Source organism: Actinomadura sp. NBRC 104425, from assembly GCF_030269545.1.
GTDB classification, from domain to species: domain Bacteria; phylum Actinomycetota; class Actinomycetes; order Streptosporangiales; family Streptosporangiaceae; genus Spirillospora; species Spirillospora keratinilytica.
Genome location: NZ_BSTN01000013.1, coordinates 118,796 through 145,033, shown reverse-complemented (window position 1 = coordinate 145,033; position 26,238 = coordinate 118,796). Strand labels below are relative to the sequence as shown.

General features: G+C 74.6%; 25 protein-coding genes. 23 read left to right on the top strand and 2 right to left on the bottom strand.

Annotated features, from left to right (window positions below):
* Window positions 1–18: 18 nt before the first annotated feature.
* A complete protein-coding gene (locus tag QSK22_RS20595; RefSeq protein ID WP_285495888.1) occupies window positions 19–771 on the bottom strand; it encodes a GntR family transcriptional regulator in 753 nt (250 codons plus the stop codon).
* Window positions 772–1,008: 237 nt separating this feature from the next.
* Here QSK22_RS20595 and QSK22_RS20590 point away from each other — a divergent pair, with 237 nt between their 5' ends.
* The 8 genes from QSK22_RS20590 to QSK22_RS20555 all read left to right on the top strand — a co-directional run bounded on the left by QSK22_RS20590 (window position 1,009) and on the right by QSK22_RS20555 (window position 8,462).
* Window positions 1,009–2,016, top strand: coding sequence for a Gfo/Idh/MocA family protein (locus tag QSK22_RS20590; RefSeq protein ID WP_285495887.1), 1,008 nt, complete (start codon window positions 1,009–1,011; stop codon window positions 2,014–2,016).
* Window positions 2,013–2,885, top strand: a complete 873-nt coding sequence (locus QSK22_RS20585) for a TIM barrel protein (protein ID WP_285495885.1) — start codon at window positions 2,013–2,015, stop codon at window positions 2,883–2,885. Before QSK22_RS20590 ends, QSK22_RS20585 begins: the two co-directional genes overlap by 4 nt.
* Window positions 2,886–2,902: 17 nt before the next feature.
* Window positions 2,903–3,850 (top strand): 5-dehydro-2-deoxygluconokinase, encoded by a 948-nt coding sequence (gene iolC, locus QSK22_RS20580; protein WP_502872344.1) that lies wholly within the window; start codon window positions 2,903–2,905, stop codon window positions 3,848–3,850.
* The gene (locus QSK22_RS20575) at window positions 3,847–4,728 is read left to right on the top strand and encodes a Cgl0159 family (beta/alpha)8-fold protein (RefSeq protein WP_352231461.1); all 882 of its coding nucleotides are present in this window, start codon (window positions 3,847–3,849) and stop codon (window positions 4,726–4,728) included. The genes iolC and QSK22_RS20575 overlap by 4 nt, the downstream gene beginning before the upstream one ends.
* A gap of 7 nt (window positions 4,729–4,735) precedes the next feature.
* On the top strand, window positions 4,736–5,575 hold the full coding sequence (gene iolB / locus QSK22_RS20570) for a 5-deoxy-glucuronate isomerase (protein WP_285495883.1): 840 nt from the start codon (window positions 4,736–4,738) through the stop codon (window positions 5,573–5,575).
* Window positions 5,572–7,446, top strand: coding sequence for a 3D-(3,5/4)-trihydroxycyclohexane-1,2-dione acylhydrolase (decyclizing) (gene iolD, locus QSK22_RS20565; protein ID WP_285495881.1), 1,875 nt, complete (start codon window positions 5,572–5,574; stop codon window positions 7,444–7,446). The genes iolB and iolD overlap by 4 nt, the downstream gene beginning before the upstream one ends.
* A gap of 115 nt (window positions 7,447–7,561) precedes the next feature.
* Entirely contained in the window at window positions 7,562–7,876 is a 315-nt protein-coding gene (locus QSK22_RS20560) for a hypothetical protein (protein WP_285495880.1), read from the top strand.
* 70 nt (window positions 7,877–7,946) lie between these two features.
* On the top strand, window positions 7,947–8,462 hold the full coding sequence (locus tag QSK22_RS20555) for a hypothetical protein (RefSeq protein WP_285495877.1): 516 nt from the start codon (window positions 7,947–7,949) through the stop codon (window positions 8,460–8,462).
* Window positions 8,463–8,491: 29 nt separating this feature from the next.
* Here the strand turns inward: QSK22_RS20555 and QSK22_RS20550 are convergent, their stop codons facing one another.
* Window positions 8,492–9,967: an FGGY-family carbohydrate kinase gene (locus tag QSK22_RS20550; protein ID WP_285495876.1), complete on the bottom strand. Its 1,476-nt coding sequence runs from the start codon at window positions 9,965–9,967 to the stop codon at window positions 8,492–8,494.
* A 258-nt stretch (window positions 9,968–10,225) separates the two neighbouring features.
* Between QSK22_RS20550 and QSK22_RS20545 the strand changes: the two genes are divergently transcribed.
* From QSK22_RS20545 to QSK22_RS20475, 15 genes are all read left to right on the top strand, one after another.
* Window positions 10,226–11,722: an ABC transporter substrate-binding protein gene (locus QSK22_RS20545; protein ID WP_285495875.1), complete on the top strand. Its 1,497-nt coding sequence runs from the start codon at window positions 10,226–10,228 to the stop codon at window positions 11,720–11,722.
* A gap of 12 nt (window positions 11,723–11,734) precedes the next feature.
* Window positions 11,735–12,712 carry a carbohydrate ABC transporter permease gene (locus tag QSK22_RS20540; RefSeq protein WP_285495874.1) on the top strand — a complete coding sequence of 326 codons (978 nt, stop codon included), beginning with the start codon at window positions 11,735–11,737 and terminating at the stop codon, window positions 12,710–12,712.
* Window positions 12,709–13,542: a carbohydrate ABC transporter permease gene (locus QSK22_RS20535; protein ID WP_285495873.1), complete on the top strand. Its 834-nt coding sequence runs from the start codon at window positions 12,709–12,711 to the stop codon at window positions 13,540–13,542. The genes QSK22_RS20540 and QSK22_RS20535 overlap by 4 nt, the downstream gene beginning before the upstream one ends.
* The gene (locus QSK22_RS20530; protein WP_285495872.1) at window positions 13,542–14,645 is read left to right on the top strand and encodes an ABC transporter ATP-binding protein; all 1,104 of its coding nucleotides are present in this window, start codon (window positions 13,542–13,544) and stop codon (window positions 14,643–14,645) included. Before QSK22_RS20535 ends, QSK22_RS20530 begins: the two co-directional genes overlap by 1 nt.
* Complete coding sequence (locus QSK22_RS20525; protein ID WP_285495871.1) at window positions 14,642–15,463, top strand: DeoR/GlpR family DNA-binding transcription regulator; 822 nt, start codon at window positions 14,642–14,644, stop codon at window positions 15,461–15,463. The genes QSK22_RS20530 and QSK22_RS20525 overlap by 4 nt, the downstream gene beginning before the upstream one ends.
* Window positions 15,460–16,188 (top strand): HAD family hydrolase, encoded by a 729-nt coding sequence (locus QSK22_RS20520; RefSeq protein WP_285495870.1) that lies wholly within the window; start codon window positions 15,460–15,462, stop codon window positions 16,186–16,188. Before QSK22_RS20525 ends, QSK22_RS20520 begins: the two co-directional genes overlap by 4 nt.
* Entirely contained in the window at window positions 16,185–17,969 is a 1,785-nt protein-coding gene (locus tag QSK22_RS20515) for a dihydroxyacetone kinase family protein (RefSeq protein ID WP_285495869.1), read from the top strand. Before QSK22_RS20520 ends, QSK22_RS20515 begins: the two co-directional genes overlap by 4 nt.
* A complete protein-coding gene (locus tag QSK22_RS20510) occupies window positions 17,962–18,456 on the top strand; it encodes a ribose-5-phosphate isomerase (RefSeq protein WP_285495868.1) in 495 nt (164 codons plus the stop codon). Before QSK22_RS20515 ends, QSK22_RS20510 begins: the two co-directional genes overlap by 8 nt.
* Window positions 18,449–19,531 carry an ABC transporter ATP-binding protein gene (locus tag QSK22_RS20505; RefSeq protein ID WP_285495867.1) on the top strand — a complete coding sequence of 361 codons (1,083 nt, stop codon included), beginning with the start codon at window positions 18,449–18,451 and terminating at the stop codon, window positions 19,529–19,531. Before QSK22_RS20510 ends, QSK22_RS20505 begins: the two co-directional genes overlap by 8 nt.
* On the top strand, window positions 19,528–20,541 hold the full coding sequence (locus tag QSK22_RS20500) for a 2-hydroxyacid dehydrogenase (protein WP_285495866.1): 1,014 nt from the start codon (window positions 19,528–19,530) through the stop codon (window positions 20,539–20,541). The genes QSK22_RS20505 and QSK22_RS20500 overlap by 4 nt, the downstream gene beginning before the upstream one ends.
* Before the next feature lie 9 nt (window positions 20,542–20,550).
* Window positions 20,551–21,981: an FGGY-family carbohydrate kinase gene (locus tag QSK22_RS20495; RefSeq protein ID WP_285495865.1), complete on the top strand. Its 1,431-nt coding sequence runs from the start codon at window positions 20,551–20,553 to the stop codon at window positions 21,979–21,981.
* Window positions 21,978–23,426 (top strand): xylulokinase, encoded by a 1,449-nt coding sequence (locus QSK22_RS20490; RefSeq protein ID WP_285495864.1) that lies wholly within the window; start codon window positions 21,978–21,980, stop codon window positions 23,424–23,426. Before QSK22_RS20495 ends, QSK22_RS20490 begins: the two co-directional genes overlap by 4 nt.
* Entirely contained in the window at window positions 23,423–24,172 is a 750-nt protein-coding gene (locus QSK22_RS20485) for a class II aldolase/adducin family protein (RefSeq protein ID WP_285495863.1), read from the top strand. Before QSK22_RS20490 ends, QSK22_RS20485 begins: the two co-directional genes overlap by 4 nt.
* Before the next feature lie 101 nt (window positions 24,173–24,273).
* On the top strand, window positions 24,274–25,332 hold the full coding sequence (locus QSK22_RS20480) for a glycosyltransferase family 4 protein (RefSeq protein ID WP_285495862.1): 1,059 nt from the start codon (window positions 24,274–24,276) through the stop codon (window positions 25,330–25,332).
* Window positions 25,329–26,069 carry a histidine phosphatase family protein gene (locus QSK22_RS20475; protein ID WP_285495861.1) on the top strand — a complete coding sequence of 247 codons (741 nt, stop codon included), beginning with the start codon at window positions 25,329–25,331 and terminating at the stop codon, window positions 26,067–26,069. The genes QSK22_RS20480 and QSK22_RS20475 overlap by 4 nt, the downstream gene beginning before the upstream one ends.
* The last annotated feature ends 169 nt before the right edge of the window (window positions 26,070–26,238 follow it).

The following is a 26,238-nucleotide window of genomic DNA, read 5'->3' as shown; positions in this document are numbered from 1 at the left end:
TGAAGGCCGGGGAGCACGTCACTTGCCGACGAGGGTGTGGGAGAAGGAGTAGCGCGCGGCCCGGTACACGTGGTCGCCGTACTCGACGGCGCGGCCGCCGTCGTCGTAGGCGACGCGGGTCATGGTCAGCAGCGGGGCGCCGCGCCGCTCGTCGAGCAGGCGGGCCTCGGCGGCGGTGGCGGCGCGGGCCCCGATCGTCTGGTGGGCGATGCGCAGGTTGACCCCGGCGGCGCGCAGCGTCTCGTAGAGGCCGTGCCGCTCCAGGTGGTCGGCGGCGACGTCGAGCACGTCGAGCGGCAGGTGGTTGGTCATCACCGCGAGCGGGTCGCCTCCGGTCAGGCGCAGCCGCCGCAGCAGCAGGACCTTGGTCTCGGCGGGGACGCCGAGCTGCTCGGCGACCTCCGGCGAGGCGGGCACGGGGCCGAACTCCAGCACCCGCGTGGACGGCTGCTCGCCCGCCTCGGCCAGGTCGTCGTACAGGCTGGACAGCTCGAGGGGGCGCCGCACCCGCGGCCGGACGACCTGCGTGCCGACGCCGCGCCGGCGCACCAGCAGCCCCTTGTCGACCAGGTGCTGGATCGCCTGGCGCACCGTGGGCCGCGACAGGCGGCAGCGCGCCGCCAGCTCCATCTCGTTCTCCAGCCGGGTGCCCGGGGGGAGCGCGCCGCTGCGGATCGCCTCCTCCAGCTGCTGGGCGAGCTGGAAGTACAGCGGGACGGGGCTGGTGCGGTCCACGGAGACCGGATGGCGGTATGCGCAGTCGTCGGGCACGGGCGGGGCTCCCTCGGTGAGAACGGCGGCATGAGGATAGACGAGTCGTGTCACGACCGAGTCAGGGAATCCTCAAGTCAGGGAGTCCTAATGTCAGGACATTCTCTTGACAGTATATGGATCGTTCCATGAGGCTTGATCATGCCCGCCGGCGGTGCGCCGTCCCGCACGGCGCGCGGCCCGGGGGCGCCCTCGGCGGGTCCGCGCGGCCGCGCGGCCGGACATCGGGAGGTCGGTATGAGGGTCGGACTGGCCGGAGCGGGGCGCATCGGCGCCGGGCACGCCGAGACGCTGCGCGCCCTGCCGTCCGTCGACGCGGTCGTGGTGGCCGACGCCGACGCGGCGCGGGCGCGGGCGGTTGCGGCCAAGACCGGGGCCGAGGCGGCGCCCTCGGTGGACGCGCTGTTCACCTCCGGGCTGGACGCGCTGGTCGTCGCCGCGGTGACCAGCGCGCATGCCGAACTGGTGGTCCGCGCGGCCCGGGCCGGGCTGCCGGTGTTCTGCGAAAAGCCGCTCGCCCCCGACATCGAGGGCACGCTGCGGCTGATGGACGCCGTCCGCGGCTCGGGCGTCCCGGTGCAGGTCGGGTTCCAGCGGCGGTTCGACGCCGGGCACGTGGCGGCCCGCGAGGCGGTGCGGTCCGGACGGCTCGGCTGGGTGCACACCATCCGCTCGTGCACCCTGGACCCGGTGCCGCCGCCCGCCGCCTACATCCGCGGCTCGGGCGGCCTGTTCCGCGACTGCTCGGTGCACGACTTCGACGCCGTCCGCTTCGTCACCGGACGCGAGGTGGCCCGCGTGTGCGCCACCGGCGCCAACCGGGGCGCGGACTTCTTCGCCGAGGCCGGCGACGTCGACACCGCCGCCGCGCTGCTCACCCTCGACGACGGCACCCTGGCCCAGGTGTCGGCCACCCGCTACAACGCGGCGGGCTACGACGTGCGGCTGGAGGTGTACGGCTCGGCCGGCAGCGTCGTCGCCGGGCTGGACGACCGCACGCCGCTGGCCCCCGCCGGCGGCGACGGCGCGGGCCTGCGCCCGGCCGGGCCGCCGCACACCCACTTCCTCGACCGGTTCGCCGACGCGTACGCGGCCGAACTCGGCGCGTTCGTCGACCTGGCGGCCGGGCGCATCGACAACCCCTGTCCCCCCGAGGAGAGTCTGGAGGCGCTCTACGTGGCCGAGGCGTGCGAGCTGGCGCGGCGCGAGCACCGCGCCGTGGCGATCGAGGAGATTCGCAGATGATCAGCGCCGAGCGGATCGCCGGAGCCCCGATCTCCTGGGGCGTGTGCGAGGTGCCGGGCTGGGGCCACCAGATGGCGCCCGGGCGCGTCCTGGCGGAGATGCGCGACCTCGGGCTGGCCGCCACCGAGTTCGGCCCCGACGGCTTCCTGCCCGCCGACCCCGCCGAACGCGCCAGCCTGCTGGAGTCCCACGGGCTCCGGCCGGTCGGCGGGTTCGTCCCGCTCGTCCTGCACGACCCCGCGCGCGACCCGCTGCCCGGGCTGTCGCGGGTGCTGGACGGCTTCGGCGGGCCCGGCGCCACCGTCGTGCTCGCCGCCGCCACCGGGCTGGACGGCTACGACCGGCGCCCCGCCCTCGACGCCGCCGCCTGGCGCACCCTGCTCGGCAACCTCGGCCGCGCCGCCGCGCACGCCGCCGGGCGCGGCCACCGCGCCGTCCTGCACCCGCACGTCGGCACCGTCGTCGAACGCGGCGACGAGGTGGACCGCGTGCTCGACGGCACCGACGTGCCGCTGTGCCTGGACACCGGGCACCTGCTCATCGGCGGCACCGACCCCCTCGACCTGGCCCGCGCCGCCGCCGGCCGCGTCGCCCACGTGCACCTGAAGGACGTCGACGCCGAACTGGCCGGGCGCGTGCGGGACGGGCGGATCTCCTACACCGACGCCGTCCGCGCGGGCGTCTACCGGCCGCTGGGGCGGGGCGACGTCGACGTGCCCGGCGTCGTCGGCGCGCTGGAGTCGTCCGGCTACCGCGGCTGGTACGTGCTGGAGCAGGACACCGTCCTGACCGCCGAGCCGCCGCCCGGCGCCGGGCCGCGCGACGACGTCGCCGCGAGCATCGCCTTCCTGCGGGGAGGGACGCCGTGACCCACGACCTGATCACCATGGGCCGGGTCAGCGTGGACATCTACCCGCAGCAGGTCGGCGTCCCGCTGGAGGACGTCGAGACGTTCGGCAAGTACCTGGGCGGCAGCCCCACCAACGTCGCCGTCGCCGCCGCCCGGCACGGCCGCCGCACCGCGGTCATCACCCGCACCGGCGACGACCCGTTCGGCCGCTTCATCCGCCGGGCGCTGCGCGGGTACGGCGTGGACGACCGCTTCGTCGCGGCCGTCCCGGACCTGCCCACCCCGCTGGCGTTCTGCGAGATCTTCCCGCCGGACGACTTCCCGCTGTACTTCTACCGCCGGCCCAAGGCCCCCGACATGCAGATCGAGCCCGGCGAGCTGGACCTGGACGCCATCCGCGCCGCCGCCGTCTTCTGGGCCACCGCGACCGGGCTGTCCGACGAGCCCAGCCGCGCGGCGACCGTCACCGCGCTCGCCGCGCACACGGGCACCACCGTGCTCGACCTGGACTACCGGCCGATGTTCTGGGACTCGCCCGGCCGGGCCCGCCGCGAGATCGGCCGGGCGCTGCCGCACGTCGCCGTCGCCGTCGGCAACCTGGAGGAGTGCCGGGTCGCCGTGGGGGAGGACGAGCCGCTCGCCGCCGCCCGCGCCCTGCTCGACCGCGGCGTCCGGCTCGCCGTCGTCAAGCAGGGCCCGCGCGGCGTGCTGGCGGCCACGGCCGACGAGACGGTGCGCGTCCCGCCGGTCGAGGTGAAGGTCGTCAACGGGCTCGGCGCCGGCGACGCCTTCGGCGGGGCGCTGTGCCACGGGCTGCTGTCCGGCTGGGACCTGGAGCGCACCATCCGGTTCGCCTCGGCAGCGGGCGCGCTGGTCGCGTCCCGCCTCGCCTGCGCCGACGCCATGCCCGCCACCGACGAGGTGGAGCGGCTGCTGGCCGGGGACGCCGCGGCACCGGCGGCGCACCGGGAGGGCACGGCGTGAGCACCGGCACGTTCGCCGAGCGGTACGCCGCCCTGGCCGAGATCCGCGCCGTCCGCCCGGAGGCGGTCGCGCAGGCCGCCGCCCGCCGGGTGCGGCGCACCTCCCCGCCCGCCCGGCTGATGATCGTCGCCGCGGACCACCCGGCGCGCGGCGCGCTGGCCGCCGGCGGCGACCCGCTCGCCATGGCCGACCGGCGCGACCTGCTCGAACGCATCTGCGTCGCGCTGTCGCGGCCCGGCGTGGACGGCGTGCTCGGCACCCCCGACGTCATCGAGGACCTGCTGCTGCTCGGTGCCCTGGACGGCAAGATCGTCCTCGGGTCGATGAACCGGGGCGGGCTGGCGGGCGCCGCGTTCGAGATCGACGACCGGTTCACCGCCTACGACGCCGACGCGATCGCCGCCGCCGGGCTCGACGGCGGCAAGATGCTGCTGCGCGTGGACTACGATGACCCGGCCACCGCCCGCACCCTGGAGGGCTGCGCCCGCGCGGTGTCGCGCCTGGCCGGGCACCGGCTGATGGCCATGGTCGAACCGTTCGTGTCCCGGCGCGGCGCCGACGGCAAGCTCGTCAACGTCCTGACGCCCGAGGCCATGACCAGGGCGGTCGCGATCGCCTCCGGCCTGGGCACCACGTCGGCGTACACCTGGCTGAAGGTGCCGGTGGTGGAGAGGATGGAACGGGTGATGGCGGCCTCCACGCTGCCCGCCGTGCTGCTGGGCGGCGAGGTGCCCGCCGACCCGGACGCGGCGCTGGCCGCCTGGCAGCAGGCGCTGGCGCTGCCGACCGTGCGCGGCCTGGTCGTCGGCCGCGCCCTGCTGTACCCCTCCGACGACGACGTCGCCGGAGCCGTCGACGCCGCGGTGAGTCTGCTGTGAGGCTGCTGTGAGTCCCTACCTGACCGAGATCACACCGGAGACGGCGGGCTGGACGTACTCGGGCCTGCGCGTCGTCGAGCTGCCGCCGGGAGGCGAGCACGCGCTGGACACCGGCGGGGAGGAGATGCTCGTCCTGCCGCTCGCCGGGTCCTGCACGGTGACCGTCGACTCGGCCGTCTTCGAACTGCGGGGGCGGCGGAGCGTGTTCTCCCGCGTCACCGACTTCGCCTACGCGCCCCGCGACGCGCGGGTGGCGATCGCCTCCGCCGGCGGCGGCCGGTTCGCGCTGCCGTCGGCCCGCTGCGCCAACCGGCTCGAGCCCCGCTACGGCCCCGCCGAGGGCGTCCCCGTCGAGCTGCGCGGCGCCGGGCAGGCGTCCCGCCAGGTCAACAACTTCTGCACGCCCGAGGCGTTCCGAGCCGACCGGCTCATCGCCTGCGAGGTGCTGACGCCCGGCGGCAACTGGTCGTCCTACCCGCCGCACAAGCACGACGAGGACCGCCCCGGCGAGAGCGTCCTGGAGGAGATCTACTACTTCGAGGTCGCCGGCGGGCCCGCCGGGCCGGGCATGGGCTACCAGCGCGTGTACGGCACCGCCGAACGGCCCATCGACGTGCTGCGGGAGGTCCGCACCGGCGACGCGGTGCTCATCCCGCACGGCTGGCACGGCCCGTCGATGGCGGTCCCCGGGTACGACCTGTACTACCTGAACGTCATGGCCGGACCCGGCCCCGAGCGCGCGTGGCGGATCTGCGACGACCCCGCGCACGCCTGGGTCCGCGACACCTGGCCCGGGCAGCCGCTCGACCCGCGGCTGCCGCTGACCTCGACGGAGGAGCGATCATGAGGCTGACGGTCGGCCAGGCGGTGGTGCGTTTCCTGGTGGCGCAGTACGGCGAGCGGGACGGCGTGCGGCGGCCCCTGTTCGGCGGCTGCTTCGGCATCTTCGGGCACGGCAACGTCGCCGGGATCGGGCAGGCCCTCGCCGAGTACGCCGACGCCTACCCCGGGTTCCGCTACTACCAGGCGCGCAACGAGCAGGCCATGGTGCACACCGCCGTCGGGTACGCGCGCATGCACGACCGGCTGCGGATGCTGGCCTGCACCACCTCGATCGGCCCCGGCGCCACCAACCTGGTGACCGGCGCGGCCCTGGCCACCGTCAACCGGCTGCCCGTCCTGCTGCTGCCCGGCGACGTGTTCGCCACCCGCCGCGCCAACCCCGTGCTGCAGGAGCTGGAGGACCCGCGGTCCTACGACGTGTCGGTCAACGACTGCCTGAAGCCGGTGTCGGTGTTCTGGGACCGGATCAACCGGCCCGAGCAGCTCCCGTCGGCGCTGCTGGCGGCGATGCGGGTGCTGACCGACCCCGCGGCCACCGGGGCGGTGACGCTGGCGCTGCCGCAGGACGTGCAGGCCGAGGCCCACGACTGGCCCGAGGAGCTGTTCGCCGAACGCACCTGGCACGTCCCGCGCCCGCTGCCCGAACCGGCAGCGCTGGCGCGGGCGGCGGACGTGCTGCGCGGCGCCCGCCGCCCGCTGATCATCGCGGGCGGCGGGGTGGTCTACTCCGACGCCTGCGCCGAACTGGCCGCCTTCGCCGAGGAGACGGGCATCCCGGTGGCCGAGACGCAGGCGGGCAAGGGCGCGCTGCCCTGGCGGCACCCGTGCGCGGTGGGCGCGGTCGGCGCGACCGGCACCACGGCCGCCAACGCGCTGGCGCGCCGCGCGGACGTGGTGCTCGGGATCGGCACCCGCTACAGCGACTTCACCACCGCCTCGCACAGCCTGTTCGCCGAACCGGGGGTGCGGTTCGTCAACGTGAACATCACCGCGTTCGACGCGGCCAAGCTCGGCGGGGTGATGCTGGTCGCCGACGCCCGCGAGGCGCTGACGGCGCTGCGCGGCGAGCTGTCCGGCCACCGCGTCCCCGACGGCTACCGGGCCGAGGCCGCGGAGCTGGTCGCCGCGTGGAACGCGACGGTGGACCGCGCCTACGCCCTGGGGCACGGCCCCGCTCCGGCGCAGTCGGAGGTGATCGGCGCGGTCAACGCCGCCGCCGGGCCGCGCGACGTGGTGGTGTGCGCGGCCGGGTCCATGCCGGGCGACCTGCACAAGCTGTGGCGGCCGGCCGGTCCGCGCACCTACCACGTCGAGTACGGGTACTCGTGCATGGGCTACGAGGTGGCCGGCGGGCTGGGGGTGAAGCTGGCCGTGCCGGACCGCGAGGTGTTCGTGCTGGTGGGCGACGGGTCGTACCTGATGATGGCCCAGGAGCTGGTCACCGCCGTGGCCGAGGGCGTCAAGCTCGTCGTCGTGCTCGTGCAGAACCACGGGTTCGCCTCCATCGGCGGGCTGTCGGAGCAGGTGGGGGCGCAGCGGTTCGGCACCCGGTACCGCTACCGCGACGGCAGCGGGCGCCTGGAGGGCGGCCTGCTCCCGGTGGACCTGGCCGCCAACGCCGCCAGCCTGGGCGCGCACGTCATCCGCGCGACCACGATCGCCGAGCTGCGGGACGCGCTGGAGCAGGCCAAGGCCGCCTCCCACACGACGGTGGTGCACATCGAGACCGACCCGCTGGTGTCGGCGCCCGACAGCGAGGCGTGGTGGGACGTGCCGGTCGCGGAGGTGTCGGGGCTGGAGGCGACCCGGCAGGCCCGCGCCCGCTACGACAAGGAGCGCCAAGCCCAGCGGCACCACATCGATGCCGTTTTCTGAGGAGGGATGCCGTTTTCTGAGGAAGAGCGACAGCAACCTTGGCGTGCGCATGGCCATAGTGCCGGATGCCCGGGAAAGGTGCAGGACGGCACCACATCTCACGCCAGGAGGGCACATGGTTGGCATGCTGTGCAAGATGGGTCTGTCGTCCAACGCCATGTACGCGATGGGCTTCGCGTCCATCGGCGCGTCGATCGCGTCGTGGGTGCTGTCGCGCAACCTCGAACCCGCGGGCATCGACCGGGCCGACCGGTGGGGCATCTTCGTCGGGCAGTGGGCGCCGACCTTCTTCGCCTTGGGCTGTGCGATGCGGATGGAGGAGCAGTGGGGCCGGCCCCGTCCGCACGAGGCGATCGAACGCGAGCGGGAGCGGGAGCGGGAGCGGGCCCGGGAGACGGCACCGATGGGCGGGGCGCCGATCGGCGGCTGAGCCGGAACGGGACGCACGGGATCGGCGGATCCCGTCGTCTACCGGCCGGTAAAGGGGCAGGATCGGGGGCATGACAGCCCCCCACGGTGAGGCTCCGGGTGCGCACCGGGTCCGGCTGGTCGTCGGCCGCGCCGATCCGTCGTCCGGCGGATCCTCCGGCGTCCCCGGGGTGCGCGACGTCGAACCGGCCGACCTGCGCGACCCCGACGCCGAGATCTTCGGCTGGACCTGCACCTGCGGCAACGGCTCGGCGTTCCTGCACCCGCTGTGGCGGGCCCGGCAGATGGCGGCCGACCACCAGGAGACGATGGAGCGGCTGGCGCTGCGCGGCGAGCTGGTGGCGGGGGCGGTGCCGAGCGTGCTGCCCGAGTCGGCCGCCGAGATCGCCGCGCTGATCACCCGGCTGGCGCAGCGGCTGGGCGCGCTGGCGCTGAGCGTGGAGTTCGAGGACGACCGAGAGCTCGTGCTCAAGCACCTGGGCACCGCGTCGGCGGCCATCGAGATGGCGCTGCGCGACGCCCGCGACGGCCGCGGCATCCACGACGGCTGCGACGCCGACGACGCCGGCCGCGCCGCCGAGCCCTGAGCGGGCCCGGCACCCCGCCGACGGCGCGGTCAGTCCTCCGCGCGGGCGTGGGCGGCGACGTCGGCGGGCAGCCAGCCGCGGCGTTCCAGCTCGTCCAGCAGCCGGTGGTACGGCGCGGTGAACCGGTCGCGGACGCCCGGCCGCGGCTCGACGACGGTGCGGATGCGCACCATCGGCTCGGCGACGTCGGCCAGTGACGCGGCGCCCGTCGTGCCGTAGGCGGCCAGGATCGCCATGCCCAGCGCGGCGTCGGCGTGCTCGGGCACGCGCGCCGGGCGGCCGAGCACGTCGGCGCGCAGCTGCGTCCAGTAGGCGCTGCGGACGGCGCCACCGGTGAACGTCAGCGGTCCGTCGACGGGCGCGCCGAGGCGCCGCACGTACGCCAGCGCCAGCCGCTCGACGAACGCCACGCCCTGCAGCAGCGCGGCGTGCCGGTCGGCGTCGTCGGCGGGCGTGCCGAGCATGAACGGCACGGCGTCCGGCGCCAGGAACGGGAAGCGCTCGCCCGAGGAGACCAGCGGGTAGGCCACGGCGCCGGACGGCTCCCGGTGCCTGGCGCGCTCGTCCAGGTCGGCGAGGTCGCCGTCGGCGGTCAGCGCGCCCGCGCCCACGCTGGACGCGCCGCCCGGCAGCCAGGTGCCGTCGGGGGAGCGGTGGCTGTAGAGCACCCCGAGCGGGTCGCGCACCAGCGCGGGGGTGACGCCCTTGAGCACCAGCGTGGTGCCGAGCACCGAGTTCCAGTGGCCGACGCGCAGCGCTCCCGAGCCGATCTGGGACGCGCAGCCGTCGGTCATGCCCGCGACGACGGGCGTCCCGGCCGGGATGCCGGTCTCCTCGGACGCCCGCGGCGACACCTTGCCCAGCACGGTGCCGGGCCGCACCACCTGGGGCAGCAGCGCCGCGTCCAGGCCGAGGGCGTCGAACACCTCGCCGGGCCAGCGTTCGCCGAGCAGGTCGTAGCCGGTCTTCAGGGCGTGGCTGGAGTCGGTGGCGACCGGCTCGCCGACCAGCCGCTCGTTGACGAAGTCGGCCTGGTGCAGCAGGCGGGCGCCGGGATGCGCCCGGGTCAGCCACAGCGCCTTGGGCAGCGCCCAGGACGGCTGGATGCGGCGGCCGAGCCGGTCCCACAGCTCGGCGCCGGCCTCCTGCGCCTGGGCGGCCTCGGCGCGGGCGCGGCCGTCGTCGTACATCAGGCCCGGGGTGAGGGGGCGGCCGTCTCCGTCGGCCAGCAGGACGGTGCCGGACGTGCTGCACACCGCGACGCCCTGCACCAGGCCGGGCGGAAGGTCGCGCAGCGCCTCCCGCGCGGCGGCGCGGACGGCCGCCCACCATGCGGCGGGGTCCTGCTCGTGCCGCTCGGCCTCGCGCCGCCCGGTCAGCGGCGCCGACGCGCGCCGCACCACGCGCCCGGAGGCGTCGGCGGCGAGCACGCGCACGCTCTGGGTGCCGAGGTCCACCCCCAGCCAGACCGGCGTCCCTCCGTGGTCTCGCCGAGGGTTCTCCACAGCCTGCCCTCCTCAACTTATCGATCTGTGCTGTGAACTTATAACAGCCTCATGTTGGGTTCGGCAAGGTCGCCGCATGGGGCCGCCCCTACCAGGGTCGCCCGCCGTTAAGGCGATGTTAGGCAATCTGTGGCCAGGTCTTGACGTTGGCAATCCTTGTGTTACAAGCTCTGTGAGCCAACGCACATGGAGTGTTAAAAACACAGGCATCGGTGTTACGTGTGCGTGATCTGGCTCGGATCTCCCCTGGAGGGACGGATGGACACACGTCGCCCGGACGGCGGCATCGACCGCGCAGCCGACCGGTACGCGATGGGCGGCGCCGCCGCCCGGCTCGACCGCCGGCGCTTCCTCGGCCTGGCCGGCCTGTCGGCCGCGGCGCTGGCCGCGGCGCCCGCGCTGAGCGCCTGCGGAGCCGGATTCGGCGGCTCGTCGGGGGCGAGCGGCGACTCGGCCGCCAACGAGGTCACCGGCGCATTCGACTGGAAGCGCGCCAAGGGCAAGACGATCAAGGCGCTGCTGAACAAGCACCCCTACTCCGACGCCCTGATCGCCGACCTCAAGGCGTTCTCCGAGCTGACCGGCATCCAGGTCAAGTACGACGTGTTCCCCGAGGACAACTACTTCGACAAGCTCACCGTCGACCTGTCCAGCGGCCGCGCGTCCTACGACGTGTTCATGCTCGGCGCCTACATGGTCTGGCAGTACGGCCCGCCCGGCTGGCTGGAGGACCTCGGCCCGTGGATGCGCAACTCCTCGGCCACCAACGCCGAGTGGGACCCCGACGACTTCTACCCCAACCTGCTGCAGGCCGACCAGTGGAGCCTGAAGAACGGCGCCCCGCTCGGCCAGGGCGGCCAGTACGCGCTGCCGTGGGGCTGGGAGAGCAACGTCGTCTCCTACAACACCGAGGTGTTCTCCAAGCTCGGCCTCAAGCCCGCCGAGACCTTCGACGAGCTGCGCGAGCTGGCCGCGACCATCAAGCAGAAGGCGCCCGGCGCCGGATTCGACGGCATGTACGGCATCGCGGTGCGCGGCTCGCGCAGCTGGGCCACCATCCACCCCGGCTTCATGACGATGTACTCGCGGTTCGGGCTCAAGGACTTCGTGTCCGAGGGCGGCAAGCTGCGCCCGGCCATGAACGACCCCAAGGCCGTGGAGTTCGCCGCGAACTGGGCCAAGATGATCCGCGAGGGCGGCGCCCCGTCGTGGACGTCCTACACCTGGTACCAGTGCTCCAGCGACCTGGGCGCGCGCAAGGCCGCGATGATGTTCGACGCCGACACCGCCGCCTACTTCCAGGCGGTCGAGGGCGCCAGCCCCGCCTCCGGCAAGATCGCCTTCCACCCGGGGCCGAAGGGACCGGACGGCTCGCTGGCCACCAACATGTGGGTGTGGTCGCTCGGCATGAACGCCAAGAGCGACAACAAGACCGCGGCGTGGCTGTTCCTGCAGTGGGCCACCGGCAAGGAGCACCTGCGCAAGGCCGCCGTCGAGAACAACCAGGTGGACCCGGTGCGCAAGTCCGTCAGCGACGACGCCGCCTACAAGGACAAGATGAAGAAGATCCCCGGGTTCCTGGACACCTTCGAGCAGGTGGTGAACCAGACCAAGATCCAGTTCACCCCGCAGACGCAGTTCTTCGACGCCACCACCAGCTGGGCCGCCTCGCTGCAGGAGATCTACAGCGGCAAGGACGCCAAGGGCGTGCTGGACGCGCTCGCCAAGGACCTGGCACCGAAGGTCGCGGGGTAGGCGGAGCAGCCGATGGCCTCTGTCACCAAGACCGAGACGGCCGCCGCCGGGCCGGGCACCGGCGGCGCGGGCCGCCGCCCGGCCGGCGGTCCGCGCCGCATCCCGCGGTGGCGGCGCTCCGCCCGCCCCTACCTGCTGATCATCCCGGCGCTGCTGCTGACCGGCGGCATCCTGTACCCGTTCGGGCTCGGCCTGTTCTACACGCTGTTCGACTACTCGGCCGGCAAGCCGCAGCCCGACATGGTCGGCTTGGACAACTACCTGACGATCTTCGGGCAGGACGCGTTCTGGCGGTCGGCGCTGGTCACCGCGCTGTACGCGGTGGGCGCCACGGCCGTCGAGCTGGTGCTCGGCGTCGGCGTGGCGCTGCTGCTCAACCGCAGCACCCGGCTCGGCCGGGTGCTGGAGAAGGTGCTGATCCTGCCGCTGATGATCGCCCCGGTGATCGCGGCGATCATGTGGAAGCTGATGCTGCAGCCCAGCGTGGGCGTGCTGAACTACCTGCTGCGCCCGTTCGGGCTCGGCGACGTGCAGTGGACCGACACCCCGACCGGCGCGCTGCTGTCGTCCATCACCGTCGACGTGTGGGTCTACACCCCGTTCGTGGCGATCCTGGCGCTGGCCGGGCTGCGCTCGCTGCCCCGCTCGCCGTTCGAGGCGGCCGCCGTGGACGGCGCGGGCTGGTGGTTCACCTTCCGCAAGCTGACGCTGCCGATGCTGTGGCCGTACGTGCTGGTCGCGGTGATCTTCCGGTTCATGGACTCGCTGAAGGTGTTCGACATCATCTACGCCCTCACCGAGGGCGGACCGGGTGACTCCACCGTGGTGCTGCAGATCCGCGCCTACCTGGAGGCGATCCGGTTCCAGCGGTACTCGTTCGGGATCAGCTACATGATCATTCTCTGGGCGGTGGTCTACCTGATGTCCATGGTGCTCGTCCGCTACCTGGGCCGGGTGCAGAGCCGGGCGGCGGGGGTGAGCACCAAATGAACAAGGATCGGCTCACCGGGATCGCCGTCAACGCCGGGCTCGTCGTGTACTTCGTGTTCGCGCTGTTCCCCGTGGCGTGGATGCTGATCCTGTCGCTCAAGCCGGACAACCAGCTGTTCAACACCTACTTCTCGTTCAGCCCGACGCTGGACTCCTACCGGACGGTGCTGGGCGGCGGCGAGGTCGAGGGCGTGCCGTTCGTGCGCTTCTTCGTCAACAGCCTGGTGGTGTCGATCGGCGCGGTGGCGCTGTCGCTGCTGATCGGGCTGCCCGCGGCGTACGCGGCGGCGCGCTGGAAGTTCCGCGGCTCGGAGAACCTGATGTTCACCCTGCTGTCGTTCCGGTTCGCCCCCGAGCTGACGGTGATCATCCCGCTGTTCGTGCTGTACCAGCAGCTCGGTCTCTTCGACACCTACGTCGGTGTCATCTGGGTGCTGCAGCTGGTCACCATGCCGCTCATCGTGTGGATCATGCGGTCGTACTTCACCGACCTGTCACCGGAACTGGAGCAGGCCGCGCTGCTGGACGGCTACTCCCGCACCCGGGCGTTCGTGAAGATCGCGCTGCCGCTGGTCAAGCCGGGCATCGCCGCGGTCAGCCTGCTGGCGTTCATCTTCGCCTGGAACAACTTCGTGTTCCCGCTGATCCTCACCTCCTCCAACGCCCAGACCGTCACGGTCGGCGCGCTGTCGTTCCTCGGCGGCGACCGGCCCAAGTACAACCTGACCGCCGCGGCCGCGCTGGTGTCGGCGGTGCCGCCGCTGGTGCTGGCGCTGACCATCCAGCGCTACCTGGTGCGCGGCCTGTCCTTCGGGGCGGTGAAGAGCTGATGGCCGAGATCGTCCTCAAGGGGCTGCGCAAGACCTACGGCAAGGTCACCGCGCTGGACGGGGTGGACCTGGAGCTGCGCGACGGCGAGTTCTTCTGCCTGCTCGGCCCGTCCGGCGCCGGCAAGACCACCACCCTCAAGGCCGTCGCCGGGCTGGAGCAGCCCGACGAGGGCCGCGTGGAGATCGGCGGCGTCGACATGGACGGCGTCGAGCCCTACGACCGGCGCGTGGCGATGTGCTTCGAGAGCTACGCCCTCTACCCGCACTACAGCGCCTACGACAACATGGCCTCGCCGCTGCGCTCGCCCCGCTACAAGGTGCCCGCCGACGAGGCCGCGCGCCGCGTGGGCCGCATCGCCGAGCTGCTCGGCATCTCCCACCTGCTGGACCGCAACGTGGGCGAGCTGTCCAACGGGCAGCGGCAGCGGGTCGCGCTCGGCCGCGTGCTGGTGCGCCCGGCCGACGCGTTCCTGCTGGACGAGCCGCTGTCGCACCTGGACGCCAAGCTGCGCCAGTCGATGCGCGCCGAGCTGAAGACGATCGGCGCGGTGGAGCGCACCACCACCCTGTACGTCACCCACGACTACGTGGAGGCCCTCGGCCTCGGCGACCGCATCGGCGTGCTGCGCGAGGGCCGGATCGTGCAGGTCGGCACCCGCGAGGAGATCTGGGACCGGCCCGCCGACACGTTCGTGGCCGAGTCGTTCGGCAAGCCGCGCGTCAACCTCGTGGCGGGCGCCGCGGCCGAGGGCGGCCGGTTCCGCACCCCCGACGGCGAGATCGACATCCCGCTGCCCGGCGGCGCCGCGGTCCCGCCGGGCCGGGACCTGGTGCTGGGCGTGCGGCCCCGCGACGTGATGCTGGTCCGCGACGGGCGCCCCGCCGACGGGACCGCCGAGCTGCGCGGCCGCGTCTACGTCACCGAGATCCTCGGCCGGCACAGCGAGGTCACCGTCAGCGTCGGCGAGTCGCGCGTGTCGCTGGTCGTGCCGCGCGAGGACGCCGCCGGCCTGGGCCGCGAGGACGAGGTGCGGCTGGCGGTGCCGACGGCGCGGCTGCTGCTGTTCGACCCCGCCGACGGCGGGCGGAGGATCGCGCCGTGACCGCCGCCCGGGAGCAGGACCGGCGGGCCGCCGCCGAGGCCCCGCCGCGGGGCCCGGCGGCGCGGCAGGCGGCGATCGCCGAGCAGGTCCTGGCGGAGGGCTCGCTGTCGGCCGCGGAGCTGGCCGAGCGCTTCCAGGTCAGCCAGATGACCATCCACCGGGACCTGGACGAGCTGGAGCGGCAGGGCATCGTCCGCAAGTACCGCGGCGGCGTCACCGCCCAGCCGTCGGGGGTGTTCGAGAGCAACGTCGCCTACCGGCTGAAGGCGATGCAGGCGGAGAAGGACGCCGTCGCCGCCCGCGCACTGGAGCTCATCGAGCCCGGCATGGCGGTGATGCTGGACGACTCCACCACCGCGCTCGCGCTGGCCCGGCGGCTCGCCGAGGGCGTCATCACCCCGCTGACCGTCGTCACCAACTACATGGCCGGGCTGAACCTGCTGTCGCGGGCGCGCGGGATCCGGCTGATGGCGGTCGGCGGTGACTACGACCTGTCGCACGACTCCTTCCTGGGGGTGTCGTGCGTGGAGGCGGTGACCTCGCTCAGCGTGGACCTGTGCTTTGTGTCCACGTCGGCGGTCTCCGGCGGCTTCGCCTACCACCAGGAGCAGCACATCGTGGCGGTCAAGCGGGCCATGCTCGACGCCGCCGCGCGCAACGTGCTGCTGCTCGACCACACCAAGCTCGGCAAGGTCGCGCTGCACCGGCTGGCGGCGCTGAGCGTCTTCGAGCGCGTGCTCGTCGACGCCGGCGCCGACCCCGACCACCTGCGCGACCTGGAGGAACACAAAGTCAACTACGAGGTGGCCGGTTCGTGACCTTTTCATCCACCGCATCCGACTCGGCGGCGCGCGGCACGCGCTCGGTCGCCGGGGTGGTGTTCGACATGGACGGGGTGCTCGTCGACAGCGAGCACCTGTGGGAGGAGAGCTGGCAGCACTACTGCGCCCGCCACGGCCGCACGTGGCGGCCCGAGGACACCGCCGCCGTGCAGGGCATGAGCGCCCCCGAATGGGCCGCGCACATCGCGGGCCTGTTCGGCGACCCGTCCCGCGCCGACGCCGTGCGCGCAGAGTGCGTGGCGTTCATGGTCGACGCGCTGCACCGGGGCCGCATCGAACCGCTCGACGGCGCCCTCGACCTGATCGCCGACGTGTCCGAGCGGGTGCCGGTGGCGCTGGCGTCCTCGGCCGCCCGGCAGCTGATCGACGCGGTGCTGCCGCACTTCGGGGTGGCCGACCGGTTCTCCGCCACGGTGTCCAGCGAGGAGGTCCCGCGCGGCAAGCCGTCCCCGGACGTGTACGCCGAGGCGGTGCGGCGGCTGGGCATCGACCCCCGGCACGGCCTCGCCGTGGAGGACTCCGGCAACGGCATCCGCGCCGCGCACGCCGCCGGGCTCACCGTCATCGGCATCCCCAACCCCGTCTACCCGCCCAAGCCGGACGCGCTCGGCCTGGCCGCGCAGATCGCGGCCTCGCCCGACGACGCCCGGCGCCGCATCCTCACCCTGATCGAGACCGGAATCCCCGGGGAGGCGCCGTGACGCACGTGTTCAACGCCCCCGCCGACTTCAAGGAGCAGTTCCTCACCGGGCTGACCGCCGCCTACGGCCGCTACCTGGAGCGGGTGCCGGGCGCGTCGGCGGTGATGCGGCGCGGCGGGCCGCGCCCCGGCCGGGTGTCGGTGGTGATCGGCGGCGGCTCCGGCCACTACCCGGCGTTCGCCGGGCTGGTCGGCGCGGGCCTGGCCACCGCCGCGGTCGTCGGCGACATCTTCACCAGCCCGTCCGCCGAGCAGGCGTACCGGACGCTGCGCGCGGTCGACTCCGGCGCGGGCGCGCTGATCTCCTACGGCAACTACGGCGGCGACGTCATGCACTTCGGGCTGGCCGAGCTGCGCGCCCGCTCCGAGGGCATGGACGTGCGGACGGTGCTGGTCACCGACGACATCGCCTCGGCCCCGCCCGAACGCGCCGCCGACCGGCGCGGCATCGCCGGCGACTTCACGGTGTTCAAGGCGGCCGGCGCCGCCGCCGAACGCGGCGACACGCTCGACGAGGTGGAGCGGATCGCCCGCAAGGCCAACGACCGGACCCGCACCCTCGGCGTCGCGTTCGCCGGGTGCACCTTCCCCGGCCGCGACGAGCCGCTGTTCACCGTCGACCCGGCGCGGATGGAGATCGGCCTGGGCATCCACGGCGAGCCCGGGGTGCGGACGGTGGACCGGCTCAGCGCCCGCGAACTGGCCGCCGCCCTGGTGGAGGGGCTGCTGGCCGAACGGCCCGACGGCGCCGGCGACGAGGTCGCACTGGTCCTCAACGGGCTCGGCGCGACCAAGTACGAGGAGCTGTTCGTCCTGTACGCCGACGTGGTGCGGCTGCTGGCGGCCGAGGGGCTGCGGCTGCGCGGCCCCGAGGTGGGGGAGCTGGTCACCTCGCTGGACATGGCGGGCTGCTCGCTCACCCTCACCTGGCTGGACGGCGAGCTGGCCGAGCTGTGGGACGCGCCCGCCGACACCCCCGCGTTCCGCCGCGGCGCCCCGCTGCCCGACGTCGCCCCGGTCGTGGCCGAGCGGGCGGCCGTGCCGGAGCCGGCCCCGGCGGTGGACGACGCCGACCCCGGCGCCCGGATCGTGCGCGCCGCCCTGGCCCGCGCCCGCGACCGCGTGCAGCGCGACGAGCCCGAGCTGGCCCGGCTGGACGCGGTCGCCGGCGACGGCGACCACGGCGCCGGCATGGTGCGCGGCCTGCGCGCCGCCGCCGACGCCGCCGCCCGCACCTGCGGCGGCGCGGGCCCGGCGCTGGTCGCGGCGGGCGCCGCGTTCGCCGACCGGGCGGGCGGCGCCTCCGGCGCGCTGTGGGGCGTGCTGCTGGACCGGCTCGGCACCGAGCTGGCCGCCCGGTCCGGGGCGGCGGCCGTGGCGGCCGGGCTGCGGTCGGCGGTCGCGGAGATGATGCGGCTCGGCCGGTCCGCCCCCGGCGACAAGACCCTGCTGGACGCGCTGGTGCCGTTCGCGGACGCGCTGGAAGAGCGCGTCGCGGCGGGCGACCGGCTCGCCGCCGCCTGGGCCGCGGCGCTGCCCGCCGCCCGCGCCGGCGCGGACGGCACCGCGCAGATGATCACGCGGCGCGGCCGGGCCGCCGCCCTCGGCGAGAAGGGCCGCGGCGTGCCCGATCCCGGCGCCGTCTCCCTGACCTGGTGCCTGGAGGAGGCGGCCGCCGTCCTGGCCGCCGCCGAGACGGGCACCGAGACCGCCGCCGGCACCGGTGCGGCGGACGCGGGACGGATACCCCTGGTGGAAGCGAAAGGTGTGGACGGTGAGTGACGTGCAGGCGGGCGGCGAGGACCGGTTCGTCATCGGGGTGGGAGCCGACGACGCCGGATTCGCGCTCAAGGAGCGGCTGCGGGAGCTGCTGGCCGGCGACCCGCGGGTGGCCGAGGTCCGCGACTTCGGGGTGCGGGAGGCCGCCGACACCGAGCCGTACCCGAACGTGGGCCTCCGGGTCGCCGAGGAGGTCGCCGCCGGGCGGCTGGACAGGGCGGTGCTGGTGTGCGGCACCGGCATCGGCATGGCGATCACCGCCAACAAGGTGCCCGGGGTGCGCGCCACCACCGCGCACGACACCTACTCCGCCGAACGCGCGGTGCTGTCCAACAACTGCCAGGTGCTGACGATGGGCGCGCGGGTCGTCGGCCCCGAACTGGCCGCCCGGATCGTCGACGAGTGGCTCGGCCACCGGTTCGACCCCGGGTCCGCCAGCGCCCGCAAGATCGCGGTGATCGCCGAGTACGAGGACGGCCGGCATGGCTGACATGGCGCTGCGCGACCTGCGCAAGACCTACCGCCGCAAGGGCCGCCCGGACGTGGCGGCGGTGCGCGGCATCGACCTGGAGGTGCCGTCGGGGGAGCTGCTCGGGCTGCTCGGCCCGTCCGGCTGCGGCAAGTCCACCACCCTCCGCATGATCGCCGGGCTGGAGGAGGTGACCGGCGGCGACATCGTGGTCGGCGGCAGGTCGATGGTGGGGCTGCCGCCGCAGCGCCGCAACATCGGCGTGGCGTTCGAGAACTACGCGCTGTACCCGCCGCTGACCGTCCGGGAGAACCTGGCGTTCGGGCTGTCGGCACGCGGCGTCGACAAGCGGGAGGCGGCCCGGCGGGTCGAGGACATGGCCCGCCGGATCGAGCTGACCGACCTGCTGGACGCCAAGCCCGGCGGGCTGTCCAGCGGGCAGAAGCAGCGCGTGGCGCTGGCCCGCGCGCTGGTGCGGCGGCCCGACGTGCTGCTGCTGGACGAGCCGCTGTCGCACCTGGACGCCGCCCAGCGCGACACCACCCGCCGCGAGCTCAAGCGCCTGCAGCGCGACCTCGGCTACACCACCATCCTGGTCACCCACGACCAGGAGGAGGCGGTCTCGCTGGCCGACCGGATCGCCGTGATGAAGGACGGGGTCATCCAGCAGATCGGCACCCCCGACGAGATCTACGACCGGCCGGCCAACCTGTTCGTCGCCGACTTCGTCGGCGAACCGGTCATCAACCTGCTGCCCGGGCGGGTGGACGGCGGCGCGGTCCGGCTGTCGCAGGCCGTCCGCGTGCCGCTGCCGGAGGGCGTGCGGGTGCCCGACGGGCGCGAGGTCGTCGTCGGCGTCCGCCCCGAGGACGTGCTGCTGTCGGGGGCCGAGGCCGACCTGCGCGGCACCGTCGCGGTCTACGAGCCGCTGCTGGAGATGGGCCTGGCCACCCTGCGGCTGGAGGGCGTGGACAAGGCCGTCGTCGCGCAGACCGCCCCCGAGGTCCGGCTGAACGCCGGCGAGGCCGTGGCCCTGCGCTTCGACCCGCACCGCACCCATGTGTTCGACGCCGAGACAGGAGAGGCGATCCGATGAGGATTCTTGCCGCCGGTGACCATTTCGTGCTGACCTCGCTGCTGGTCAAGGCCCTGCGCGACGAGCTGGGCGACGCCCCGGACATCGCCGAGGCCACCCTGCCGTGGCCGGTGGAGCCGTTCGGCCGGGTCGCCGAGGTGGACGAGGCGTCCGGCACCGAGGACGCCATGATCGAGGCGCTGGACGGGGCGGAGGTGTGCGTCACCCAGATGGCGCCGTTCACCCGCCGCGTGCTGGCGGCCGCACCCGACCTGAAGCTGATCGTCGTCAGCCGCGGCGGTCCGGTCAACGTCAACGTCGAGGCCGCCGCCGAGCGGGGCGTGCGGGTCTGCTACGCGCCCGGCCGCAACGCCACCGCCACCGCCGAGTTCACCGTCGGGATCATGCTGGCGACGCTGCGCCGCATCCCCCAGACGCACCACTCGCTGGCCGTCGAGCGCGAGTGGCGCGGCGACTTCTACTCCTATGAGAACTGCGGGCTGGAACTGGAGGACACCACCGTCGGCCTGGTCGGGTACGGCGCGATCGGCAGCCGCGTCGCCCGCGTCATGGCGGCGTTCGGCGCGAAGGTGCTGGTGTACGACCCGTACGCCGAGGGCGAGGTCGTCGGCGAGCGCGTCGACACCCTGGAGGAGCTGCTCGGCCGGTCGCGGGTGGTGACGCTGCACGCCCGCGTCACCCCCGAGACCCGCGGCCTGATCGGCGCGCGCGAGATCGGTCTCATGCCGTCAGGGTCGGTGCTGGTCAACGTGGCGCGCGGGCCGCTGCTCGACTACGACGCCCTCTGCGACGCCCTGGACTCCGGCCACCTGATGGCCGCCGGGCTGGACACCTTCTACGCCGAGCCCGTCCCCGCCGGGTCGCGGCTGTTCACCACCCCCAACCTCGTCATGACCCCGCACCTGGGCGGCGCCAGCCGCGCGGTGGCGCACAAGGCCGCCCGCATCGTCGCCGCCGAGGTCGGCCGGTACGCGCGCGGCGAGGCCCTGGCCCACTGCATGAACCCCTGAGGGCGGCACATGTACGTCGGGATCGACGTGGGGACCTCGCTGGTCAAGGCGGCGGCCTTCGACGAGCGGGGACGCGTCCTGCGGGTGGAGTCGCGGCGCACCCGGCTGGCGGTGCGCGACGGCCGGGTCGAGCAGGACATCGACGAGGTGTGTCGGGCCGTCGGCGAGGTGACCGCCGCGCTCGGCGTGACACCGCGCCTGGCCGGGCTGACCGGCCAGGGCGACGGCGTGTGGCTGGTGGACGGAAACGCCCGGCCGGTGCACCCGGCGGTGTCATGGATGGACGGCCGGGCCGCCGACATCCTGGCCGGGTGGACGGCCGACGGCGTGACCGAGCGGGTCTTCCGCCGCACCGGCTCGGGCATGTTCCCCGGCAGCGCCGGGCCGGTGCTGGCGTGGTTCGACCGGCACCGCCCCGAGGTGCTCGACGCCGCCGCCACCGCTGGATACTGCAAGGACGTGGTGTTCCAGCGGTGGACGGGCGTGCGCGCCACCGACGTGTCCGACGCGTCCGTGCCGTTCCTCGACCCGCGCACCCGCGGCTACGACGCGGAGGCGATCGAGGCGTGCGGGCTGACGCACCGGGCCGGTCTGCTGGCGCCCGTCCACGACCCCCTCCCGGTGGGGGAGATCCGCCCGCCGGCCGGCCGGGACGGCGCCGGGCTGCCCGCCGGGACGCCCGTCGCCGGCGGCCCGTTCGACCTGCCCGCGTGCGCGCGCGGCGCGGGGATCACCGAGCCGGGCGACGGGCTGCTCACCGTCGGCACCACGCTGGCCTGCCAGGTCGTCACCGACGACCTGGACCTGGGGCGCGAGCCCGCCGGGCTGACGCTGGCGACCGAGCGGCCCGGCCGGTGGCTGTGCGCGATGCCCGCGATGGTCGGCACGGCCGCCCTGGACTGGGTGCTGGCGTCCACCGGCCTGTCGCACGACCGGGTCGAGGACCTGCTGGCCGAGTCCCCGCCCGGCGCGAACGGGGTGCGGATCCTGCCGTACTTCGCGCCGTCGGGGGAGCGGGCGCCGTTCGTCGAGCCGGGCGCCCGCGCCGAGATCAGCGGCGTCAGCCTGGAGACGTCCAAGGCCGACCTGGTGCGCGCGACCTGCGAGGGCATCGCCTACGCGGCCCGGCACTGCCTGGACGCCGCCGGGCTCTCCGGCCGCCTGGCGGTGTGCGGCGGCGGCACGCGCAGCCGGCGCTGGCTGCAGCTGTTCGCCGACGTGATCGGACGGCCGGTGCGGGTCGCCGCCCCGGAGACGGGCGCGCGCGGCGCCGTGCTGGCCGCCGCCGACCGCCTCGGCGTCGATCTGGACGCCGGGGAATGGACCGAGCCGGCGGCCGGCTGCGACCCCGACCCCGGGCGCGCCGACTTCTACGCCGCCGGCTACGCCGACTACCTGGACCGGGTGGCGCACGCCCGCGACCGATGGAGGAACAGTTGACCGCGCGTGTCACCGTCGGCGTCGACATCGGCACCACCGGGCTCAAGGCCGTCGCCCTGGACGACCGGGCCCGCGTACTGCGCGAACGCACCGTCCGCTACCCGACGCGGCTGGCCGGGATGGGCGCCGAGCAGGACGCCGACGCCTGGTGGCGCGCGGCGTGCGAGGCGCTGCCCGAGGTGGTCGGCGGCGCCGAGGTGACGTCGGTGGCGGTCACCTGCCAGGCGCCCACGATGGTCGCGGTGGACGCGCACGGCGACCCGGTCGGCCCCGCGCTGACCTGGATCGACCGGCGCGCCATGGCCGAGGCCCGCCAGATCGGGGAGCTGCTCGGCACGTCCCGCAACGGCCCCGACCCCTACCACGGCACCGCCAAGCTGCTGTGGTGGGCGCGGCACCGCCCCGCCGAACTGGACAAGGCCCAGGCCGTGCTGCACGCCAACGGGTTCCTGGTGCGGCGGCTGACCGGCGAGTCGTCGCTGGACGACTCCGGCGCCTGCCTCATGCAGGGCTGGGACGGCGGCTGGCCCGCCGCGCTGGCGGACGCGGGCGTCCCGGTCGGCATGCTCCCCGACGCCGTGCCGTGCCGCACGGTCGTCGGCCGGGTCACACCGCAGGCCGCGGAGCTCACCGGGCTGCCCGCCGGCACCCCGGTCGCCGCCGGGGGCATCGACGCGGTGGGGTCGGCGCTGGAGGCCGGGGTGCTGCGGCCCGGCGACCCGCTGACCGAGATGACCGGGTTCTCCACCGTCACCGTGCTGGCGGTGCCGCGCGGCACCGCCGTGCCCGGCCTGATCCACTCCCGGCACTGCGTGGACGGCGTCGACCTCGTGCTGACCGCGCAGGTCTCCACCGGCGCCGTCGTGGACTGGGTGCGTGCGCTCACCGGCGAGCCGCCCGGCCTGCTGGACTCCGGGCCGCTGCTGGAGCGGCCCCGCCCCACCCGGCTGCTGGCGGCGCCGTCGTTCGCGGGAGAGCGCACGCCCAGCTGGGACGCCCGCGTCCGCGGCGCCGTCGTCGGCCTCGACCTCGGCGTGGACGCCCGCGACCTGCTGCTGGCGGTGTTCGAGGGCACCGCGTTCGCGCTGCGCGCCGACCTGGACGCGCTGGAGGCCGCCGGGCATCGCGTACCGTCGGTGCTGTGCACCGGCGGCGGCGCCAAGAGCGAGGCGTGGCTGCAGGTCAAGGCGGACGTGCTGGGCCGAGAGATCCAGGTGCCGGTCACCGGCCACGGCGCCGCCGTGGGCGCGGCCATGCTGGCCGGCCTGGCGGTCGGCGTGTGGACGTCGCCGGAGGAGGTCCGGGACCTGGCGGTCGTGCCGTCCCGCATCCACCGGCCCGACCCCGAGCGGACCGCCCGCTACACCGAACGCTACGAACTGTTCCGGCGGCTGCGCGCCGCGCTGCCGCCCCTGACCCACCCCATGGTGCAAGGAGAATCGTGACCGAAGGCCTGGCAGAACTCATCGAGCTGACCCGCGGGCTGGGGCGGCCCGACCGCGACCTGGTGGTGCTGGCCGAGGGCAACACCGCCGCCCGCACCGGCCCGCACCGCATGCTCGTCAAGGCCAGCGGAGCGCGGATGGCGGCCGCCTCGCCCGAGGACTTCGTCGAGGTCGACACCGGCCGCCTGCTCGGCCTGCTGGAAGAGGACGACCTCGACCAGGCGGGCCTGTCGGAGGCCATGCTCAAGGCCCGCGTCGGCGGCGAGGGCCGCCCGTCCATCGAGGCGCTGCTGCACGCCATGTGCATCGAGTACGCGGGCGCGCAGGTCGTCGGGCACACCCACCCGGTCGCCGCCAACGCCGTATTGTGCTCCGACAAGGCGCACAAGCTGGTGGAGGGCACCCTGTTCCCCGACCAGGTGGTGGTGCTCGGGCCGCACGCGCTGCTGGTCCCGTACGCCGATCCGGGCCTGGCCATCGCCCGCGAGGTGCACGCCGGGCTGCGTCGCCACATCGCCGAGCACGGCGAGCCGCCCAAGCTGGTCTACCTGGCCAACCACGGCATCTTCGCGCTCGGCCGGTCCGCCGCCGAGGTCGACGCGATCACCGAGATGGCGGTGAAGGTGGCCCGGGTGATGTCGGGCGTGCTGGCCGTGGGCGAGCCGGCGTTCCTGCCGCCGGAGAACGTCCAGGCCCTGCACACCCGGCCCGACGAGATCGCCCGGCGTAAGCTGCTGTCGCACTGAAGCTCCGCCGCCAGCCCGCGCCGCACCGACCCACGGCCCCCCGCCCTGCGTTACGGTCGCCTTTGCACATCGTCGTCGCAGAGTGGGGGTAGGTCGGGTTGGTGGCGAAGCAGAGCGTGTCGGTGTCCCTCATCACGCTGGGCGATCCGAACACGCTGACCGGCGGCTACCGCTACCACCGCCGGATGGCCGAGCTCGCACCGCGCAACGGCGCCCGGCTGCGGTTCGCCTCCTTTCCCGAACGCCGCTTCCCGCTCGCCGCCCGCGACGCCGACGACGTCTGGCGGACGGTGCGCGACCAGGAGCCCGACGTGGTGGCGCTCGACAGCATCGCCGCCGGGTTCCTCGCCACCTCCCGGACCTGGCCGGACGCCCCCGTCGCCGCCGTGCTGCACCAGCCGCCCGGCGGCATCGACCACGGCCCGCTGCGCACGCGGGTGCAGGCCGCGCTCGACCGGGCCGTCTACCGGCGGGTGTCGCGGATCATCGTCGCCAGCGAGCACCTCGCCGAGGAGCTGGCCCGGCAGGGCTTCCGCGACACCGTCGTCGTGCCGCCCGGGTGCGACGTGGCCGCCGTCTCCGACGAGCCGCCCACCGACGTGCGCGGCGACAACCGCGCCGCACTGCTGTGCGTCGCCAACTGGCTGCCCCGCAAGGGCATCTGCGAACTGCTCGACGCGGTCGCCCTGCTGCCCGAGGGCGCCGCCCGCCTCCACCTGGTGGGCGACGAGCACGCCGACCCCGCCTACCGCACCGCGGTGCTGCGCCGCCTGAACCGCGACGAGCTGATCGGACGCGTCGTCCGCCACGGCCGCCTGCCCGGCGACGAGGTCGCCCGGCTCTACCGCGACTGCGACATCTTTGTGCTTCCCAGCACCCGCGAGCCGTACGGAACGGTGTATGGAGAAGCGATGGCAGCGGGGCTGCCCGTCGTCGGCTGGCGGGCGGGCAACCTCCCCCACCTGGCGAGGCACGACCGCGAGGGCCGGCACGCCGAAGTCGGCGACGTGCCCGCGCTCGCCGCCGAGCTGCGCACGCTCATCGACGACGCGGGACTGCGCGCCCGGCTCGGCGCCGCCGCCCGCGAACGCGCCCTCACCTTCCCCACCTGGGAGGACAGCGCGCGCACCTTCTTCGCCACCCTGCGGGAGATCATATGACCGACACGTCCTCACCTCATGATCGCGGTGAGCCCGACCGCGGCACCGGCTGGAACTGCGTCACCGCCCCGCCCGTCACCACCCTGCTGCTGCGCCACGGCGACACCCCGCTGTCGCCGCAGAAGCGGTTCAGCGGCGTGTCCGAGGTGGGCCTCAGCGCCGACGGCGTGGCGCAGGCGCAGGCGGCCGCCCGCCGCCTGGCCGAACGCGGCGGCATCTCGGCCGTGCTGTCCTCGCCGCTGCGCCGCGCCCGGCAGACCGCCGAGATCGTCGCCGACGGGCTCGGCGGATGCCCGGTGCTGGTGGACGACGACCTGCGCGAGACCGACTTCGGCGAGTGGGAGGGCCTGACCTTCGAGGAGGTCCGCGCCGCCTGGCCCGACGAGGCCGCCGCCTGGAGCAGCGACCCCGCCGTCGCGCCGCCCGGCGGGGAGAGCTTCGCCGACACCCTGACCCGGCTGCAGCGCGTGCGCGCCCGCGTCGTGGAGCGCCTTCCCGCGGGCACGGTGCTGCTGGTCAGCCATGTCGGCGCGATCAAGACGCTGGTGGTGATGGCGCTGCGGGCGCCGCTGGCCAGCATGCATCGCATGTTCCTCGACTCGGCCTGCCTGTCGGAGATCGACTGGTTCCGCGACGGCACCGCCGTCGTGCGCGTCTTCAACGACACCGCCCACCTGCGCGACGCCGGGTGCGACTGCGCGTCCCGTGGCGGGGAATCCGGAAATGCCCAACGGTGAGTTGCTCCGCGTTATTCGCCCGGGTTAGGGTCGGGAACGTGACTGCCGGGTCGGCCATGGGCCGTTCACGAGTGAGGCGCCCGGCCGCGTCGTGAGCGCACGGCGGGCCAGGGGCCCGCCGCTCACGCTTTCCCCGCCTTTCCAGCGTTTTCCCGCCGCTGTTTCGCGT